Origin of the sequence: Streptomyces sp. ATCC 21386, assembly GCF_018728545.1 — a bacterium.
Classification (GTDB): domain Bacteria; phylum Actinomycetota; class Actinomycetes; order Streptomycetales; family Streptomycetaceae; genus Streptomyces.
Genome location: NZ_JAAVVL010000001.1, coordinates 8,768,828 through 8,788,374 on the forward strand (window position 1 = coordinate 8,768,828; position 19,547 = coordinate 8,788,374).

Below are 19,547 nucleotides of genomic sequence, written 5' to 3' on the forward strand. Positions count from 1 at the left end.
GACTCGGTTCACAAGCTCTGCTCTTATTGACCCATCGAACGGCGGACCGCCCGATCCAAGTGATCACACGTCTGCGCGCTGTGTACCGACGCCCGCCGCTCCGCTCACTCATCGATTCCCAGGGGGGAACTCCCATGCGTCGCACCGCTCTCGCCGCTCTCTGCATCGCCGCCGCGGCGACCTTCTCGCTCACCGGCTGTCTGCCCGGCGAGGAAAAGGCCGAGGGCCCCTTCGCGGGCCTGACCGGCGGCGAGATCGCCGACAAGGCCGTCAAGGCCACGTCGGACGCCGAATCGCTCCGGATGAAGGGCGAGATCCAGGACGAGTCCGCCGGCGGCACGGTCCAGATGGACATGGCGATGAACAAGAAGGGCGACTGCGCCGGCACCATGAGCATCGGCGGCGAGGGCGAGGCCGAGCTGATCAAGGTCGGCGACACCCTCTACATGAAGTACGACGAGGCCTTCCTGCGCGCCCAGTCGAAGGACTCCTCCAAGGAGGAGGCGGACATGGTCGTCGACATGCTCGCCGGCAAGTGGACCAAGACGTCCGCGACCGCCGCGGACTCCAAGGACATCGCGAGCTTCTGCGACCTCGACACCGTCCTCGCCGACTTCGAGGACGTCGACTCCGGCGCCACCCGCGGCAAGACCGCCGAGGTCGACGGCACCCCTGCCTTCACCCTGAACGAGAAGGACGGCAAGGACCGTTACACCCTGTACGTCGCCACCGAGGGCAAGCCGTACCTGCTGCGGGTCGTCAGCAAGTCCGCGAAGGAGCCCGGCGACCTCGTCTTCACCGACTACGACAAGCCGGTGCCGGCCAAGGCCCCCGAGGGCAAGGTCATCGACCTCGACAAGGACTTCAGCTGACCCGTCCCGCTTCCGCGAGGCGGCAACCCGACGAAGGCGTCAGTCCGCGTGGAAGCGGGCCGGCGCCTTCGTCGGGTTGCCGCCGGTGGGCAGCTTCTGCTCGGGGCAGGTGCTCAGGACCCGCTTCATCGCGTCCTGCTCGGCGGCGGTGACCCACAGGCCGTACTTCGCCTTCACCGCGACCTGCGCGGCCACATAGGTGCAGCGGTAGCCCTTGTTGGGCGGCAGCCAGGTGGCCGTGTCACCGTCGCCCTTGCCGCGGTTGGTGCCGGAGTCGACCGCGAGCAGGTTGAGCGGGTCGTTGGCCAGCGCGATGCGTTTGCTGTCGTCCCACTGCTGGGCGCCCTTCTGCCAGGCGTCGGAAAGGGCCACGATGTGGTCCACGTCGATCCTGCTGCGGCCCCGGACGTACGGCACGTCCTCCCCGGTGTACGGGTCCGGGTCGAGCACACCGGAGACCACCGTGCAGTCGTCGTCCCGGAACTTCACGTCGTCCAAGTCGCGCTTGAGTATGTCGTCGCGGGTGTCGCAGCTGTTGGAGTCGGTGTCGGCCCAGGGGCTGCCGAACTCGCCGCGGTCGTAGTTGCTCTTGGGCGCCCGGCCCTTGACGGTCAGCGCCTCCGCGGCGGCGAACGCGGCACCGCCCCCGCCGGGGACCTCCTGCGGTCCGGCCGCGCCGCCCGCGTTGTCCAGTTCGCAGCCGGTCGCGGTGACCAGTACCAGAGCGACGGCGGCGACCCCACCCCTCAGACGCACCACGCGACACCCCTTTCCTCTGTCTGTGCTCGCACGCGGTCCTGCGAGGGTTCCCCGTCCCCCCGGCTCGACACCGCGGCCGGCCGGGGGGACGGGGACACGAACCCTACGACCCCGGGATCGACCCCTACGACCCCAGGATCGACGCCAGGAACTCCCCGGTCCAGCCCAGCAGTTCCCGCCCGACCAGCGGCTTCCCGCCCACCTTCGCCGTCTTCGGGCGCGGCACCAGCACCTGGTGGACGGCCGGCTTGATGACCGTGCCCGGGTACAGCCGCTTCAGGCGCAGCTCCTGCGACTCCCGCAACTCCACCGGGGCGAAGCGGATGTTGGTGCCCTGGAGGACGATCTCACCGACGCCGCAGGCACGGGCCAGCATGCGCAGCCCGGCCACCAGCAACAGGTTCTCCACCGGCTCGGGCAACTTGCCGTACCGGTCGACGAGTTCCTCGCGCACGGCGGCGATGTCGGCCTCGGTGTTGACCGAGGCGATGGCCCGGTACGCCTGGAGCCGCAGCCGCTCGCCCGGGGCGTAGTCGTGCGGGACGTGGGCGTCGACGGGCAGCTCGATCTTGACCTCGAGCGGCGGCTCCTCCTCGATCGCCCCGGTCTCCAGCTGCCGCCGGTAGTCCGCCACCGCCTCGCCGACCATCCGCACGTACAGGTCGAAGCCGACGCCCGCGATGTGGCCGGACTGTTCCCCGCCCAGCAGGTTTCCCGCGCCCCGGATCTCCAGGTCCTTCATCGCCACGTACATGCCCGCGCCCATCTCCGTGTGCTGGGCGATCGTCGCGAGGCGCTCGTGGGCGGTCTCCGTCAGCGGCTTCTCCGGCGGGTAGAGGAAGTACGCGTAGCCGCGCTCCCGGCCCCGGCCGACCCGGCCGCGCAGCTGGTGCAGCTGCGACAGACCGAAGGTGTCGCCGCGCTCCACGATCAGCGTGTTCGCGTTCGAGATGTCGATGCCCGACTCGACGATCGTGGTGGAGACGAGCACGTCGAACTTCTTCTCCCAGAAGTCGACGACGACCTGCTCCAGCGCCTGTTCGGACATCTGGCCGTGGGCGGTCGCGATGCGCGCCTCGGGGACGATCTCGCGTAGCCGGGCCGCCGCGCGGTCGATGGACTCGACGCGGTTGTGGATGTAGAAGACCTGGCCCTCGCGCAGCAGTTCGCGGCGGATCGCGGCGCCGATCTGCTTCTCCTCGTACGGGCCGACGAAGGTCAGGACCGGGTGCCGCTCCTCCGGGGGCGTCGTGATCGTCGACATCTCGCGGATGCCCGTGACCGCCATCTCCAGGGTGCGGGGGATCGGGGTCGCCGACATCGTCAGCACGTCCACGTTGGCGCGCAGCTTCTTCAGCTGCTCCTTGTGCTCGACGCCGAACCGCTGCTCCTCGTCGACGATGACCAGGCCCAGGTCCTTGAACTTGGTCTCGGAGGAGAACAGCCGGTGGGTGCCGATCACGATGTCCACGGCGCCCTCGCGCAGGCCCTCCAGGGTGCCCTTGGCCTCGGTGTCCGTCTGGAAGCGGGACAGGGCCCGGACGTTCACCGGGAACTGCGAGTACCGCTCGCTGAAGGTGCCGAAGTGCTGCTGCACCAGCAGGGTCGTGGGCACCAGCACCGCCACCTGCTTGCCGTCCTGGACGGCCTTGAAGGCGGCCCGGACCGCGATCTCCGTCTTGCCGTAGCCGACGTCGCCGCAGATCAGACGGTCCATCGGGACCGTCTTCTCCATGTCCTCCTTGACCTCGGCGATCGTCGTCAGCTGGTCGGGCGTCTCCGCGTACGGGAAGGCGTCCTCCAGCTCCCGCTGCCAGGGCGTGTCCGCGCCGAACGCGTGACCGGGCGCTGCCATCCGCGCGGAGTACAGCTTGATGAGGTCTGCGGCGATCTCCTTGACCGCCTTCTTCGCGCGCGCCTTGGTCTTCGTCCAGTCGGCGCCGCCGAGCCGATGCAGCGTGGGCGCCTCGCCACCGACGTACTTGGTGATCTGCTCCAGCTGGTCGGTGGGGATGTAGAGACGGTCGCCGGGCTGGCCGCGCTTGGCGGGGGCGTACTCGACGACCAGGTACTCACGGGTCGCGCCCTGCACGGTGCGCTGGACCATCTCGATGTAGCGGCCCACGCCGTGCTGCTCGTGGACGATGTAGTCGCCCGGCTCCAGGGTGAGCGGGTCGATCGTCTTGCGGCGGCGGGCGGGCATCCGGGCGCCGTCCTTGCCGGCCGCCTTCTGCCCGGACAGGTCGGTCTCGGTGAGCACCGCGAGCTTCAGGGCGGGGTCGACGAAGCCGTAGTCGATGGAGCCGCAGGCCACGTGCACGACCGACGGGGCGATCTCCCCCAGCTCGGCCTCCAGCCGGGCCGCGATGCCCTCGCCGCCGAGCACCTCGACCGTACGGGCGGCCGGGCCGTGGGCCTCGGTCACGAACACCGTGCGCCAGCCGTCCGCCAGCCAGCCCTTGGTGTCGGCCAGCGCCTTGGCGGTGTCGCCGCGATAGGTCTCGGGGGCGTGCATGCCCAGCTTGAGGGTGTCGGCCGACAGCTCCTCGTCCGCCGCGAACGGCGACACCGACCACCACATCATGTCCAGCTCACGGGCCCGGTCGCGGACGTCCGCGATGGACCACAGGGAGGCCGCGTCGACGTCGATGGGGGCCTCGCCGCCGCCGGCCGTGGCCGCCCAGGACGCCTGGAGGAACTCCTGCGAGGTGGCCACCAGGTCCGCCGCGCGCGTGCGCACCCGCTCCGGGTCGCACACGATCGCCATCGCGCCCTTCGGCAGGACGTCGATCAGCAGTTCCATGTCGTCGACGAGGACCGGGGCGAGGGACTCCATGCCCTCGACGGCGATGCCCTCGGCGATCTTGCCCAGGAGTTCACCCAGCTCGGGGTGGCGCTCGGCGAGGTCGCGGGCGCGGGCGCGCACGTCGTCCGTGAGGAGGAGCTCACGGCAGGGCGGGGCCCACAGTCCGTGCTCGGCCACCTCCAGCGATCTCTGGTCGGCGACCTTGAAGTACCGGATCTCCTCGACGTCGTCGCCCCAGAACTCCACCCGCAGGGGGTGCTCCTCGGTGGGCGGGAAGACGTCCAGGATGCCGCCGCGCACGGCGAACTCCCCGCGCTTCTCGACCAGCTCGACGCGGGAGTACGCGGCTGCCGCCAGGGCCTCGACCGTACGGTTCAGATCCGCCGTCTCGCCCGTGCGCAGCGCGACCGGCTCCAGGTCGCCGAGGCCCTTGACCTGCGGCTGGAGGACCGAGCGGATGGGTGCGACCACCACCGACACCGGGCCGGTCTCCGGGTCGTCCGGGCGGGGGTGGGTCAGGCGCCGCAGGACGGCGAGACGACGGCCCACGGTGTCGCTGCGCGGGCTGAGGCGCTCGTGCGGAAGGGTCTCCCAGGCCGGGTACTCGACCACGCCGTCCGGGGGCAGCAGGGAGCGCAGGGCCGCCGCCAGGTCCTCGGCCTCGCGGCCCGTCGCCGTCACGGCGAGCACGGGGCGGCCGGCGTCGCGGGCCAGGGCGGCCACGGCGAAGGGGCGGGCGGCCGGGGGGCCCACCAGGTCGATGTGGGTGCGGTGGCCGTCGGACGCCGCCCTGATCGCTTCCGCGAGGGGGGCGTCCTTGACTACGGCGTCTAGCAGACCGTGGAGGCTCATTCGGGGCGTTTCCCGTCCGGGTGGGCTCGGCTGTGGGGCGGCGGATTGGGCTGCGGATCGGCTGCCGGGGGCAACACGAACGCCCGGACTCGTGGGAACGGCCGGGGGTGTCCAGGGTACGACGAGCGGTGTGGGGGTGGTGGGGGACTTTTCCGTGGGTGGGTATGCGCGCGTCCGGTGGGGGTTCTCGCGCCGTTCCCCGCGCCCCTGGAAAGCAGGGGCTGCGCCCTCTGCCTTCCAGGCCGCCTACCCTCTTAGGGCACCCAAGACCCCACCCGAACGTGAGCCCCCATGGTCCCGAGCGCCCCGTCCGCGAATCCGTCGGCGCTCATACCCGCGCCGGTCACGGCTTCGGGTTCGCCCGCTCGTCCTGGCCGGCGCTTCTCCCTCGCGGGCCGGGAGCCGTACGTGCTCGCGGTCCTGCTGTTCGCGGCGTACGCGACGGTCTCGGTCGGCCGGTACCTGCGGCTGGGGACCCGCTCGTACGACCTCGGCATCTACGAGCAGGCGGTGCGGGCGTACGCGCACCTCCAGGCGCCGATCGTCGAGCTGAAGGGGCTGGGCTACAACGTCCTGGGCGATCACTTCAGCCCGGTGACCATGCTGCTGGCGCCGTTCTACCGGGTGTTCCCGTCCCCCGTGACCCTGCTGGTGATCCAGGCCGCGCTGTTCGCGCTGTCGGCGGTGCCGGTGACCCGGGCGGCGACACACATGCTGGGGCGGGCGCGGGGGCTCGCGCTCGGGGTGGCGTACGGGCTGTCGTGGGGGCTGCAGAACGCCGTGGACTTCGACTTCCACGAGATCTGCTTCGCGGTCCCGCTGATCGCGTTCTCCCTGGAGGCGCTGCTGCGGCGGCGCTGGCGGGCGGCGCTCCTGTGGGGGCTGCCGCTGGTGCTGGTCAAGGAGGACCAGGGGCTGACGCTCGCGGCGATCGCGGTGGTGGTCGCGCTACGGGCCCGGCGGGAGGGAGCGTCCCGCGTGGTGCCGTACGCCATCGGCGTCGCGTCGTTCGGCGCGGTCGCCACGCTGCTCGCGTTCACCCTGATCATCCCGGCCTTCAACACCGCCGGCGCCTCCGACTACCTGGCCAAGGTCGGCGGCTCCGGCCCCCTCGACGGTGTGGACGTCAAGATCCGCACCGTTCTCTGGCTGCTGATCCCCACCAGCGGACTGCTCGCCCTGCGCTCCCCGGTGCTGCTCGCCGTCCTGCCCACCCTGGGCTGGCGGTTCGTCTCCTCCGACGACAACTACTGGGGCACGGCCTGGCACTACAGCGCCGTCCTGATGCCGATCATCACGCTCGCGCTCGTCGACGCACTCCCGGCCGCCCGCCGCAGCTCCCGGCCCTGGCTGCGCTCGTACGCCCTGCAGCTGCCCGCCGCCGTCCTCGCGGCCTCACTCGCGCTGACGACCGCGCTGCCACTGGGCAACCTGACCAAGGCGGACGCCTATCGGGTGCCCGCCGAGGTCGGGGCGGTCGACAGGATGCTCGACACCATCCCCGACGGGGCGACCGTCGAGGCCAACATCGGCCCGATAGCCCGCCTGACGTCCCGCTGCCGGGTCTTCTGGATCGGCCGCGCCAAGGGGCTCGCGCCCGACTACATCGTCTTCAACAACCGCTCGCGCTGGGTGAAGGACGTCCCCGCGTTCGCCCGCCAGCTGCACCCGCGCGACACGTACGTCCTGCGGGGCGTGATCCAGGGATTCGTGCTCCTGAAGCGCACGTCCCCCGCCACCACGCCCCCGCCCTCCTGACAGGGCTGGAGCCCGGCACCCGGAAGCTTCCGCCTCCGAGCGCCGGGCTCTCCCCCGTTCCCCCGTTCTCCCCTTCCCCCGTTCTCCCCCGTGTCCCCGTGCCCCGTTCCCCCGTGTCCGGTGGCAGCCGGTGGTTACTCGGTGGCGATCGCGTTCAGGACGTTCATGCGGCCCGCCCGGAACGCCGGGACCAGCGCGGCGAACAGGCCCACGAAGGCCGAGCCGATGAAGACCCCGATGATCGTCGGCCACGGGATGTCGAGGACCTTCAGGCCCTCCAGGGCGAGGAGCTGCTGCGCGGTGGCGCCCCAGCCCATGCCCAGCCCCAGGCCGAGGAGCGCGCCGAAGAGGGCGATGACGACCGACTCCAGCCGGATCATGCGGCGCAGCTGCCGGCGGGAGAGGCCGATCGCCCGCATCAGGCCGATCTCCCTGGTCCGTTCGACGACCGACAGGGCCAGCGTGTTCACCACTCCCAGGATCGCGACGATGATCGCCAGGGCGAGCAGGCCGTAGATCATGTTGAGGAGCTGGTCGATCTGGCCCTTCAGGGCCTCCTTGTAGTCCGTCTGGTCGCGGACCTCGTACTGCGGGTAGTCGTGCAGCGCGTCCTTGAGGGACTTGTACGCGGCCGCCTCCTGGCCCTCCTTCGCCGAGGCGAAGAGCAGCTGGTCGAGGGGCATCCGGTCGGCGGGGACGTACTTCGCCATCGTGTCGATGGAGGTGTACATCGCCCCGGCGTCGATGACGACGTCACTGCTGGTGATGGCGCGGACGGTCAGGTCGGCGGTGCGGCCGTCCTTGAAGTCGACGGCGATCTTCGAGCCGAGCTCGACGCCGTGGTCCTCGGCGAACTTCTCGTGGACGGACATCGAGTCGGGCCTGTAGGCGTCGGCCAGCTTGCCCGCGACGACCTCGGTGGCGAGGTCCGTGGCGTAACTCGGGTCGGCGGCGGTGATCGCCGTCTCCTTGAGCGTCTTGCCGTCGGGGGTGGTGAAGTCGGCCTGGGTCCACTTGTACTCGGTGACGTTCTTGACGCCCTCGGCGGACTTCGCGGCCTTCACCGCCTGCGGGGTGATCAGCTGGCCGGTGTCGGACTGGATGATGAAGTCCGTGCCGACCGTCTTGTCGAGCTGGTCCGTGGCCGAGGCGACCATGGACGAGCCGACGACGGAGAGACAGGCGACCAGGGCCAGACCGATCATCAGGGCGGCGCCGGTGGCGCCCGTCCGGCGGGGGTTGCGCAGCGCGTTGCGCTCGGCCATGCGGCCGACGGGTCCGAAGGCCCGCAGGAGGGCCGCGCCCAGCACCCGCACCACCGCGCCGGCGAGCAGCGGGCCGATGACGACGAAGCCGATGAGGGACAGGACGATCCCGCCGCCGAGCCACATCGAGCCCTCGCTCGCCTTGGCGGCGGCGGAAGCCAGGTAGAGGCAGTAGCCGCCGGCGCCGGTCAGGAGCAGACCGATCACGGCCCGGACGAGGCCCGCCTTGGCGTCCAGCGGGGCGCCGGCGTCACGCAGGGCGGCCATCGGGGAGACCTTGCCGGCCCGCCGCGCCGGCACATAGGCGGCGAGGACGGTGACGACGATGCCCAGGAGCAGACCGACCGCCGGGGTGGTCCAGGCGATGGTCAGGTCGTCCGTGGACAGGTTCATGCCGGTGGCGCTCATCAGCTTCATCAGGCCGACGGCGAGGCCGACACCCCCGGCCACACCGAGGACCGAGCCGAACACGCCGAGGAGCAGGGCCTCGACGAGGACCGACCGGTTGACCTGGCCCCGGCTGGACCCGATGGCCCGCATCAGGCCGATCTCGCGGGTCCGCTGGGCGACCAGCATCGAGAAGGTGTTGATGATCAGGAAGATGCCGACCAGGAAGGCGATCCCGGCGAAGCCGAGCATGGCGTACTTCATCACGCCCATGAACTCGCCGACGTCCTTGGCGTTGGCGTCCGCGATCTCCTTGGCGGTCTGCACCTTGTAGGCGCCGCCCAGTTCGGCGGAGACGTTCTTCTTGACCTGCGCGTCCGTGAAGCCGTTCGCGGCGGTGATGTTGACGTTGGTGTAGACGCCCCGCTCGCCGACGAGGGCCTTCTGCGCGGTCTCGGTGTCGAGGTAGAAGATCGCGGCGCCCGGGTTGGTGACCTGGAACTCGGCGATGCCGGAGACCTTCGCCTCGTGCGTGCCGACGGCGCTGATGACGCCGATCTCGTCGCCGAGCTTCAGGTCGTGCTTGTCGGCGGTGTCCGCGTCGACCACGATCTGGTCGGGGCCGCGCGGCGCGTTGCCGGACGAGATCTTCATGGTGCGGGCGTCGTTGGCGTTCCAGTTGCCGACGATGGTCGGGGCACCGCTGGTGGGCGAGAGGTTGTCCTTGTCGGCGTCGACGACCGTCACCGAGGTCGAGAAGACGGTGCCCTCGGCCGACTTCACTCCGTCCGCGCCGCCCACCTTGTCCACGACCGACGCCGGCATGACCGGCGGCTTGCCGTTGTCGGACTGCGTCTCACCGCTGTCCGAGGCGCCCTTGGCGCTGACCGTGACGTCGGAGGAGGTGGCCGCGAACAGCTTGTCGAACGTGGTGCCCATCGTGTCGGTGAAGACCAGGGTCCCCGTCACGAACGCCACCGACAGCAGGACCGCGATGGCCGAGAGGGCCATGCGTCCCTTGTGCGCGAAGAAGTTGCGCATCGAGGTCTTCATGACAGTCATGACGTACGCCCCCGGGCGTCGAAGTCCTTCATGCGGTCCAGCACGGCGTCGGCGGTCGGCTTGTACATCTCGTCGACGATGCGGCCGTCGGCCAGGTACAGCACCCGGTCCGCGTACGAGGCGGCCACCGGGTCGTGGGTGACCATCACGATGGTCTGGCCCAGCTCGTCGACCGACCTGCGCAGGAAACCCAGCACCTCGGCGCCGGCCCGCGAGTCAAGGTTGCCCGTCGGCTCGTCACCGAAGATGATCTCCGGCCGGGCGGCCAGCGCGCGGGCCACGGCGACGCGCTGCTGCTGGCCGCCGGAGAGCTGGGTGGGCCGGTGCTTCAGCCGGTCGCTCAGACCGACGGTCTCGACGACCCGGCCCAGCCACTCCTTGTTCGGCTTGCGGCCCGCGATGTCCATGGGGAGCGTGATGTTCTCTATCGCGTTCAGCGTGGGCAGCAGGTTGAACGCCTGGAAGATGAACCCGATCCGGTCCCGGCGCAGTTGAGTGAGCTTCTTGTCCTTGAGCCCGGTGATCTCGGTGTCGTCGAGGTGGATCTGCCCCGAGGTCACGGTGTCGAGCCCGGCGAGGCAGTGCATGAGGGTGGACTTGCCGGACCCCGAAGGGCCCATGATCGCGGTGAACTGTCCCCGCGCGATGTCCACGTCCACGTGGTCGAGGGCGACGACGCGGGTCTCACCGGACCCGTACGCCTTCACGACCTGCCGCGCCCGCGCGGCAACGGCCGTAGTCCCTCCAGTACCCCCGTGCCTGGTGATGGTCACAGCCGATGTCACGGTATGTCTCCTAAGTCGGGCAGCGGATGGTTACGCCGCTCAGTGGACGATCCAGGTGAGCCGTAGGAGCGGCTCGACTTCGTATGCCGGTGAGTCTGGCCCCCGGACGGGGTCCGGCGCGCTGGTGCCCAGCGCAGTCTTCTGCGGGGGTAAACCCCACCCCCGCGGGTCCGGTACGCCGCCCCCCAGCGGCGTAAAGCCAGATTAAGGACGGACGGCGTCCCGTCTCGTCCTCCGGCGGTACGAACCGGCCCCCAGCAGTAGTACGGAGGTACCCCTAAGGGATCTCGCCCCCTGGGAGGAGACCGTCTCGGGGTACGCCTCCTCCCTCCGTCCCCCACCGGCACGACCAGGCTGCACCCTGCCGTGGCGTGAGGGTCAATGGCAGGGTGGTCGGCGGCAGATAGGTGCAAGGGGAAGGCATCCTGTGGACGGCGATCGGACGGGCGGCGACCAGACGGACGGCGATCAGGCGGGCGACGGTCAGGCGGGCGGGGTGCGACCCGCGACACACGACCCGACACAGCCCACCGGGGGGACCGGACAGCCCGCCGGAGGGGCAGCTCAGCCCACCGGCAGGGCAGCACAACCCGCCGAAGCCGGACCACTCGCCGGGGCCGGGCGTCGAAGGGCCGTCACCGTCGCGCTGATGCTGGCCATGGGACTGGCCGCGCTGGACGCCACGATCGTCTCGATCGCCGTCCCGCAGATCGTCGCCGACCTCGGCGGGTTCTCCGTCTTCTCGTGGCTCTTCTCCGGCTATCTGCTCGCCGCCACCGTCACCCTCCCGGTCTACGGCAGGCTCTCCGACACCTTCGGCCGCAAACCGGTCCTCGTCGTCGGCGCCGCCGTGTTCCTGCTGGGCTCGCTGCTGTGCGCGCTGGCCTGGAACATGGCTGCCCTGATCGCCTTCCGCATCGTCCAGGGCCTCGGCGGTGGCGCCCTCGCGGGCACGGTGCAGACGCTGGCGGCGGATCTGTACCCGCTGGAGGAACGACCGAAGATCCAGGCGAAACTGTCCACGGTGTGGGCGGTGTCGGCGGTGGCGGGCCCCGGAGTGGGCGGTGTCCTGGCCGCGTACGCGGACTGGCGCTGGATCTTCCTCATCAACCTGCCGCTCGGCGCGGTGGCGTTGTGGCTGCTGGTCCGTCATCTGCACGAGCCGCCCAGGGAGTCGACGGGCGGCCGGCCCCGGACCGACTGGGCGGGAGCCCTGACGATCCTCGCCTGCGGAGGGGCCCTGCTGACGGCGCTGGTGCAGGGCGGGGTGGCCTGGCCCTGGCTCTCCTGGCCCTCGATCACGCTGCTGGGCACGGGAGTCGCCCTGATCGGCGCGCTGGTGCTGGTCGAACGCCGGGCCGCCGAGCCGATCATCCCGGGCTGGGTGTGGCGCCGGCGCACGATCGCGGCGGTGAACCTGGCGCTGGGGGCGCTCGGCCTGTTGATGGTCGCGCCCACGGTGTTCCTCGCGACCTACGCCCAGTCCGTACTGGGCCTGGCGCCGGTGGCCGCCGGTTTCCTCGTGTCCGTCTGGACGCTGACCTGGCCGTTGTCGGCGGCCCTGAGCCAGCACGTCTACCGGCGTATCGGCTTTCGGAACACGTCGGTGCTCGGGATCACGGTCGCCGCGCTCGCCCTCTTCTCGTTCGCCTTCCTCCCCTACCCCGGCGAACCCTGGCAACCGACGCTGCTGATGCTCCTGCTGGGCGCCGCGCTGGGGCTCTTCCAACTGCCGCTGATCATCGGCGTGCAGTCGTCGGTGGAGTGGGAGGAGCGGGGCACGGCCACCGCCTCGATCCTGTTCTGCCGCCAGACCGGGCAGACCCTGGGCGCGGCGGTGTTCGGGGCGGTCGCGAACGGGGTGCTGGCGTCCCGGCTGGGCGGCTCGGGCAACCTCGACGCCGTCACCCACGGCCTCGGCACCGGAGCGGCGGCCGAGCCGTACCGCCACGCGATCGCGGACGCGGTCCACGCGGTCTACCTGGGAGCGGGCTGCGCGGCGGTGGCGGCCCTGCTGGCGCTGCTGGCGTTGGCGCCTCGGAGATTTCCGGTGCTGAAGGACTGAGCACGACGCGGGGCGGGCACGCCATGACGCGTACCCGCCCCGCACTTCTCACTTACGCTCCGTCGTCCCGAACCTCCCGGTTATTCCGCTCCCTTTTCGAGGTAGGGGGCGAGATCCTCCAGATACTCCCGGTGCTCGACGTGAACGCGAGCATCGGGAATGTCCCGGAGCGGGGTCAGGTCCGCGACGCCGATCCGGTCGGCGGTGTCCAACTCGGACAGGGCATGGAGCTGAGCTTCCAGGCACTCCCGTGACTCCTCGAAGGAGGCCATGAGTGCCAGTGTCTCGGCGATGAACCTCGCCTCTTTCGGGGAGTAGGAATTCATCCAGTCCTCGACACGGTCACTGCCGGTCTCGCGCAGCCGACCGTCGTCGCTGACCAACTCCCTGATCAACTCGGCCAGTCTTCTGTTGCCGATACCCATCGCGGTCTCCGATCAGTACGGCAGCTTGTGCTGACTGGGCCAGGGAATATGTGTCGCGTTCGCGGCGGCGGCATTGTAATTCGGGCTGGCCGGTTTGTGGATGTTCTTGTGGTAGAGCTTACCGGTGACGTCCTGGAACTGATTTCCGATCTGGATACGGACGATGTCGCCCTTGGCCGCGTTGCTGCCGGCCGGCGCGCTGGGGTCCGCGCTGTGCACGCGGAGACGTACCGTCTTGCCGGTCACCGGATCCGTCCACTTCCACTTGGCGCCCTTCGCCGCACCGCCCGGAATCTGCGTCCACGGCTCCGGAGTGGCGTTCTTGGGGACGATGCTGAGCGGGTCGGCGCCGCCCTGGAGGTCCCAGCCCCCGTCCTTGATCCTGGTCGCGGCCTTCGCCTGGGGCACGTCGCCCTTGGGCGTCTTCTTGCTCGTGTTCTTGAACAGCTTCTTCGCGAGCGCCCTCAGGAACCCGATGCCACCCGTGGCGAAGCTCGCCGCCTCGGCCGCCTTGTCCCCGGAGTCGTAGGCCTGCGAGTCGGTGTCGACGCCGTGCTTCTCGACGAAGTCGTCGTACATGTCGGTGCCACCGCTGCAGTCCTCGAACCAGCACACGGGGCTGAAGTTGGACATGGCCTCGAAGCCCGACACAAGGTTGTGGCCGATGCCTCCCAGGCTGTCCTTGAACGAGCCCTCCGCGCGCGGGTCCTCCGGTTCCACATTGGTGTTGCAGCCGGGCTTGTACGCCGGGTACGTGGCGGAACAGTCCGTGCCGGTTCCACCGCTGCTCGCGTAGTTGGCGCTGCCCATGGTGGACATCCCGCCGGACTGCGAGGAGGAGGCGGCCCGCCAGCGCAGGTAGTTGATCACGGCGACGATGATGCGGACGATGGCCCGGATCAAGGCGAAGATCGCGCCGAAGAACTTCCCGTCGGGGTCGGCGAAGGTGACGGGGTTGTTGTTGCTGTACGCGTAGCCGTTGATCTGCTGCGGATCGGTGACGTCGGCCACGGGGTCGACGCTGATGAACCGCCCTGTGGCCGGGTCGTACTCGCGTGCCCCCAGATGGGTGAGGCCCGTGGGGTCCTGGGTGCCTCCCACGAATCCCCGATCGCCCACCCAGGACTTCGCCGCCGTTCCCCGGGCCTCGCCGAAGGGGGTCATGTGTCTGCGTGTGACAGCCTGGGTCGCTGCGTCGACCTGCACACTCGCCGTGCCGTTGTGGTCACTAGCGATCCAGGTGAGCCCAGCCGTCGTGCGGACCGCCACCGTCTGCCCGGCATGACTGTAGTAGCGGGTGGCCTCAACCTTGCCGCTCGCCTTGTCGAGGCGCAGTTCGGTCTCGCCCAGGTACAGCGTGGTACCGGTCTTGTCCCGGCGGATCAGTCGGTTGCCGCCGGCGTCGTTCAGGTATTCGGTGGTGGTGCCGTCGGCCTCGGTGACCTTGTCGAGCTTGCCCTCCGTGTTCCAGTCGAGTCTCTGCGTCTTGCCGCTCGTCGTACGGGTGATGGCGTTGCCCGACGGGTCATAGGTGTACCCGGACTCGGCGGTGACGGTCCCGGCCGCGTTCTTGGTCTCGGTCGAGGCCAGGGCGTGCGGACGCGGCTGGTCGGCGGTCTTGTACTGGTACGACGTCGACTGCGACGTCAGATGGTTGGTGACCGACTTGCGGTTGCCGGCCGCGTCGAAGGAGAACGACTGCCAGTACGGCGCCGGCCCACCGACGTTGGTCCTGGTGGGAGTCGTGGCGCAGTCGGCGGTCGTGGTCCAGGCGGCCTTCAGCCGACGGTGGCCGTCGAAGGTGAAGCACTGCCGGTCACTGGGGCTGGTGGCCCTGTCCTCGACCTCGACGGGGTTGCCGGAGAGGTCGTAGCGGTAGTACACGTCCGAGTCGGTGCCGGAGTTGGTCTCGGAGACGACGTTCTGGCGGGCCAGCCGCTTGGTGCCGGTCTCGTAACTCCGGTTGATCTCCGTCCACTTCGCCGTGGACGACACACCGAGCGTCACGCGGATCTGTTCGCCGGCCGGCAGGTAGTCCGTGTTCTGGACGATGCCGGTGAGGCCCTGGAGCGTGTCGGGTGATCCCTTCTCCGTGTAGCCGTACTCCAGGATCTCCTGGGCCAGACCGCCCATGGCGGGAATGGTGCGCTTCTTCTGTGTACCGTCGAGGTTGAACTCGTTGGTGATCGTGTACACGCCACTGGTGCCGGCCAGGTCGCCCTCGGCCTTGCTGACGGTGTACTGCTCGCTCAGGACCCGGTAGACCTTGTCGTACTTGGCGTTGGTGGACGCGTAGACATTGCCGGACTTGCCGCCGACGTACCGGATCGACGACGTGAGCTGTCCCTTGGCGATGGAGTCGTACGTCCAGCGCGCCAGGTACTTGGTGTCGTCGGGAGCGGGCTTGCCGTCGACCACGGCGACCTTGCCGTCGAGCTTGCCCGTCGAGCGGCCCAGCAGGTCGTAGGTGTAGCCGATGGTCTTCTTCCGCGCGTCCGTGGTCGCGACGACCTGGTCGAGGTCGTTGTACTCGGAGGAGGTCGCTCCCGCGTCGGGGTCGCTCGCGCTGGTCTCACGGCCCAGGAAGTCGAAGCCGTACGTCCAGGTGTTGCCGTCGTCGTCCTTGACGCTGGTGAGCCGGTCGGCGTGGTCGTAGCCGTAGGTGAGCCGCGTGAAGCCGCCCCCGGCCGTGTTGCCGTCGTACTCCAGTTTCTCGACCAGCCGGCCGCGTGCGTCCACCTTCTGCCGTACGGCTGACGCGCCGACGGGCGGCTCCACGACGGTGGTGTCACCCAGGTAGGTGTGCTTGGTACGGGAGAACTCCTTGTCGTTGACGAGGATCTTCTCCACCACGGGCCGGCCCGCTCCGTCGTACTCGACCGCGGTTCCGGCCGGTGCGGCGGTCAGCAGATCGGCCAGCTCTCCGGAGGGCGCCTTGGTGTCCACGTAGTCGGAGACGGCGGCGACCTCCAGCCCGCGGGTGTCGTACTTCGTCTCGGTGATCACCCGGCCTGTCCCCGTCGCGGCGGGTGTCTGGGTCTGACGCAGACGCAGCAGCGAGTCGTAGATGGCGTAACGGGTGTCGTACGTCCTGCCGTCGTTGCGGATCGCCTTGGTGGCGACCCAGGACGCGGCGGTGTTCTGGACCTTGTACTCGAACTTCTGGTTGGGGGCCTGGTCGGCGGACCGGTTCCGGTCGGCGAGCCAGACGTCGGTGAGGCGGCCGAGGGCGTCGTAGGCCATCTCGGTCCGATTGCCGTTCGGGTCGGTGGTGGAGAGGTTCACTCCCCACTCCGGCGCGAGGTCCGTGGTGACCGTGTGGTCCAGCGCGTTGGTCTCGACCGTCCTGGTCAGCGGTCCGCCGGTCGCCGGGGTGTACTCGGTGTGCTTCATCCTGGTGCCGTGGGTGTCCCAGCTGTCGGTCACCCGCCCCAGGGCGTCGTGCTTGCTGGTCGTGACCGTCTGCAGCACCGCGGAGCCGTCGGCCTTGTATCCCGTGACACGTTCCTCGCGCGTCGCGAGACCCTTCGTCGGGGCCTTGCCGTAGGCCTGGTCGTCGTACGAGGTGCGGACGTCCGAGATCACATCGGTCGTCTTCGGGTCGTTCGTCCGCTTCGGTGTGGCGTCGCAGGCCGTGGAGAGCTTCTCCACCCGCTTCGGCAGGGACAGGATCCACGCCGTCTCGTTGGTGGCGTACTCCGTGACGACGCAGTCCTTCTCGCCCGCCGCGTCGGTCTCCTCCTTCAGGGCGAGACCGCTCGTCGGGTCGTACGTCGTCGACTTGGTGGAGGTCAGCGTGGTGCCGCCGGTCACCGGGGTGCGGGTGACGGTGGAGGCGGTGCGGACCATGTACGCGTTGACCGTGCCGTAGGAGTGCTTGTCCGTGGCGGTCGTGCGGGACCAAGGGGTGTTGACGGTGCCGCTGGTCTCGGGGCCGTCGACGCCGTTGTACGTGATCTGCTCACGGGCCTGGCCGGCGAACTGCTCGGAGTCCGTCACCGCCTTGCCCGTGGAGTCGGTGACGGTCTCCTTGCGGGTGGTGTCCCCGGACTGCTTGTCGCCGTCCATGCCCCGGTAGTAGAGGGTCGTCGACTTCGAGCGGGTGCCGGAGGGCTCGCCGGTGGTCGTGGTGACCTTCTGGTAGCCGCGCCAGATGTTCCAGGTGCGGTACTTGGCCTGGGTGATGGGCGACTCGTCGTCGTACGCCCACGCGCCGCCGCCGCTGTAGGTGTAGTCCGTCTGCTTCAGCGGCGCGCCGCCGTACGGGTCGGACTCGGTGACCTGGGTGACGACGTACTTGTGGAAGAAGTCCGTGCGCGGCTTGGGGTCGGTGCCCGGCGTCGGGTTGGACGGCGGGATCCACTTGACCGGGTAGCAGCGGCGGGTGTTGGAGTCCAGGTCGGAGGGGACGTCGCTGCCGGCGACGCAGTCCTCCTTGGAGTAGTTCACCGTCAGCTTGGAGCCGGTCTCCGACAGGACCGAACGGACGCGCCACTTGATGAACGGGGCGACGTCGTCGCCGGTGCGGTCGACGCGGTTGTGCAGCTGGATGCCGCTGAAGGTGACCGAGGGCAGGGAGGCGTCGCCACCCACCTTGCCGGTGCGCTTGATGGAGTCCAGCCACAGGCCGGCGTCGGAGCCGTCGCCCGGGTCGGGGAAGGTCTGGCCCAGGTGCCAGGCGTTGACCGCGCGGTAGTCGCTCTCGGCACCCGTGCCGGCACCGTCGTACACCTGGGTGGTGACGTCGGTCAGCCGCTTGCGGGTGAAGAACGACGGGCTGGGCTGGTCGGTGCAGGGCTTGTCGGCGGCGCAGATCTGGTCGAACGGGACGTCCGGCCAGGCGTTGCGGTTGGACGAGGTGAGCGAGCCGCAGCTCTCGCCGCCGGAGACGGGCAGACAGCGCTCGGCGACGGTGAACTTCACCCGGGCCGCGGCCGGCTGGGTGGTGGAGAAGATGGTGTCGGTGCGCTGGCCGTAGTCGATGCGCTTGAGCCAGCCGCCGCGGACGTAGGCGGTGCCGTTGCCGGTGGTGCCGTTCTTGGCGTAGTGGTTGAGTTCCTTGTCGTACCAGTACGTCATGACGTTGCCGTGCGGGTCCACGACGTAGTCGAGGTTCCACCGCCAGGCCTGCGTCTTGGCGCGGCCGGAGAAGGAGTCACCGGAGGAGTACCCGGGCTCGCCGGAGTCGTCGCCGAAGACCGGCAGCGTCCAGACCGAGTTGGTCTCCGGCTTGCCCGAACTCCAGCCGGGCAGGCGGTTCTTGCCGAAGACGTACTGGGTGCCGTCGGTCGAGGTGACCGTCCAGAACTCGCCCTTGTCGCCATTCTCCCCGGTGTCACCGTCGTCACCGTTGGTGGCTCCGGTGTCGTGGACGATCCGCTCGCCGTCGTCGCTCTTGGGCCGCCACTTGCCGTCGGAGCCCTTGACCAGTGGTGTCGACTTGCCGTTGAGGACGAGGGAGGCGTTGTCCTCCTTCCAGCACTGGTCGTACTTCTTGTCCTGGCCGTCGTCCTCACAACTGCCGTACGCCCGCTCGACGTACGACGTCGACAGATCGAAACCCTCACCGATCCAGGACGACTGCGCGCTGGTGGAGGAGGTACGCCCGTCCACGCTCTGCGCGGAGTAGCCGATGGACAGGTTGGGTGCCGGACCGGCCGGGGCCGGCGGGGTCTCCAGGGGGTAGTTCCAGGTGAAGTCGCCGTTGGAACCGCCGGCCGACCAGGTCGAGGAGGCCGCCAGCGGGGTGGCCTCGTAGGTGCCCTGGTCGGAGCCGGCCGCGGCGGACAGGGCCATCACCATGGCGGCGGGCTTCGCGGCCCCGCCCACCTTGGCCTTCGGCGGGGCGACCTGGGCGGTCACCGTCTCCGCCTCGGCGTCGTTCTCGGACGCCACCGGTGTGGTCCTGCGGCACTCGGCCTTCTCCGGCGTGGTCAGGGCGCACGCGGGGAGCTGGACGAGACGCAGCCGGGAGGACCAGTTGCCGCTGTAGGCGTCGGCGAAGGAGCTGTAGTCGACGGTGGTGGCGGCCTTGGTGCCGTCGCCGCCGGAGACGGTGAACACCAGGCCGTCGATGCCGAGTCGACCGGTGGCCTTGCGGCCGAGGACCCGCACCTCGGGCGCCTTGGGCGACTTGAGTGCCTTCAGCGCCTTGGGGGCCTTGGAAGCCTTGGAAGCCTTGGGGGGCTTCGACGGCTTCACCGTCACGGCGGACTCGTCCGGCCACGTCACCTTCGCGCGGGCCTTCGCGAGCGTCTCGCGCGCGGCGGCCACGGTCGGGTCCTTGACCTTGCTGACCTTCGGGTCGAAGGGCTGGGCCTTGCCGTACTTGGCCTTCTGCAGAGCGGTGTGGTCGCGCTCGTCGTCGGCGGCGAGCGCCGGGGCGGCGCTCAGCAGCGTGGCGACGATCGCCGTGGACACGGGCAGCACGACGGACGCCAGCCGGCGCCGGCCCGCTCTGCTCCATGCCCAGCTCTTGGGCAGCAGTGAGCTGTTCCTGGACAACACGTGA

At 69.9% G+C, this 19,547-nt stretch carries 9 protein-coding genes; 3 read left to right on the forward strand and 6 right to left on the reverse strand.

Annotated elements, in window-relative coordinates; translation table 11 throughout:
- Positions 1 to 134 precede the first annotated feature (134 nt).
- Entirely contained in the window at positions 135 to 872 is a 738-nt protein-coding gene (locus GWK25_RS37540) for a hypothetical protein (protein ID WP_215455921.1), read from the forward strand.
- Between the two features lie 39 nt (positions 873 to 911).
- Here the strand turns inward: GWK25_RS37540 and GWK25_RS37545 are convergent, their stop codons facing one another.
- Together GWK25_RS37545 and mfd are read right to left on the reverse strand one after the other, a co-directional pair.
- Positions 912 to 1,631 carry an HNH endonuclease family protein gene (locus tag GWK25_RS37545; protein WP_215455922.1) on the reverse strand — a complete coding sequence of 240 codons (720 nt, stop codon included), beginning with the start codon at positions 1,629 to 1,631 and terminating at the stop codon, positions 912 to 914.
- Between the two features lie 124 nt (positions 1,632 to 1,755).
- Positions 1,756 to 5,289 (reverse strand): transcription-repair coupling factor, encoded by a 3,534-nt coding sequence (gene mfd, locus GWK25_RS37550; protein ID WP_215455923.1) that lies wholly within the window; start codon positions 5,287 to 5,289, stop codon positions 1,756 to 1,758.
- 291 nt (positions 5,290 to 5,580) lie between these two features.
- On the opposite strand from mfd, the gene GWK25_RS37555 reads away from it, so the two are divergent.
- Positions 5,581 to 7,047 carry a DUF2079 domain-containing protein gene (locus GWK25_RS37555; RefSeq protein ID WP_215455924.1) on the forward strand — a complete coding sequence of 489 codons (1,467 nt, stop codon included), beginning with the start codon at positions 5,581 to 5,583 and terminating at the stop codon, positions 7,045 to 7,047.
- Positions 7,048 to 7,181: 134 nt separating this feature from the next.
- Here the strand turns inward: GWK25_RS37555 and GWK25_RS37560 are convergent, their stop codons facing one another.
- Positions 7,182 to 9,761 (reverse strand): ABC transporter permease, encoded by a 2,580-nt coding sequence (locus tag GWK25_RS37560; RefSeq protein WP_215455925.1) that lies wholly within the window; start codon positions 9,759 to 9,761, stop codon positions 7,182 to 7,184.
- Positions 9,758 to 10,546 (reverse strand): ABC transporter ATP-binding protein, encoded by a 789-nt coding sequence (locus tag GWK25_RS37565; protein WP_215455926.1) that lies wholly within the window; start codon positions 10,544 to 10,546, stop codon positions 9,758 to 9,760. The genes GWK25_RS37560 and GWK25_RS37565 overlap by 4 nt, the downstream gene beginning before the upstream one ends.
- Before the next feature lie 649 nt (positions 10,547 to 11,195).
- Between GWK25_RS37565 and GWK25_RS37570 the strand changes: the two genes are divergently transcribed.
- Positions 11,196 to 12,611 (forward strand): MFS transporter, encoded by a 1,416-nt coding sequence (locus GWK25_RS37570; protein ID WP_215455927.1) that lies wholly within the window; start codon positions 11,196 to 11,198, stop codon positions 12,609 to 12,611.
- An 80-nt stretch (positions 12,612 to 12,691) separates the two neighbouring features.
- On the opposite strand, the gene GWK25_RS37575 is transcribed toward GWK25_RS37570, so the two are convergent.
- On the reverse strand, positions 12,692 to 13,036 hold the full coding sequence (locus tag GWK25_RS37575) for a hypothetical protein (RefSeq protein ID WP_215455928.1): 345 nt from the start codon (positions 13,034 to 13,036) through the stop codon (positions 12,692 to 12,694).
- Positions 13,037 to 13,048: 12 nt separating this feature from the next.
- Entirely contained in the window at positions 13,049 to 19,543 is a 6,495-nt protein-coding gene (locus GWK25_RS37580) for a polymorphic toxin type 30 domain-containing protein (protein ID WP_215455929.1), read from the reverse strand.
- Positions 19,544 to 19,547: the final 4 nt, after the last annotated feature.

Bases quoted from the DNA above. Each gene is read 5' to 3' on its own strand.
- GWK25_RS37555 (WP_215455924.1), top strand. From the start codon at position 5,581: ATGGTCCCGAGCGCCCCGTCCGCGAATCCGTCGGCGCTCATACCCGCG.
- GWK25_RS37540 (WP_215455921.1), top strand. From the start codon at position 135: ATGCGTCGCACCGCTCTCGCCGCTCTCTGCATCGCCGCCGCGGCGACC.
- GWK25_RS37570 (WP_215455927.1), top strand. From the start codon at position 11,196: ATGCTGGCCATGGGACTGGCCGCGCTGGACGCCACGATCGTCTCGATC.
- GWK25_RS37560 (WP_215455925.1), bottom strand. From the start codon at position 9,761: ATGACTGTCATGAAGACCTCGATGCGCAACTTCTTCGCGCACAAGGGA.
- mfd (WP_215455923.1), bottom strand. From the start codon at position 5,289: ATGAGCCTCCACGGTCTGCTAGACGCCGTAGTCAAGGACGCCCCCCTC.
- GWK25_RS37575 (WP_215455928.1), bottom strand. From the start codon at position 13,036: ATGGGTATCGGCAACAGAAGACTGGCCGAGTTGATCAGGGAGTTGGTC.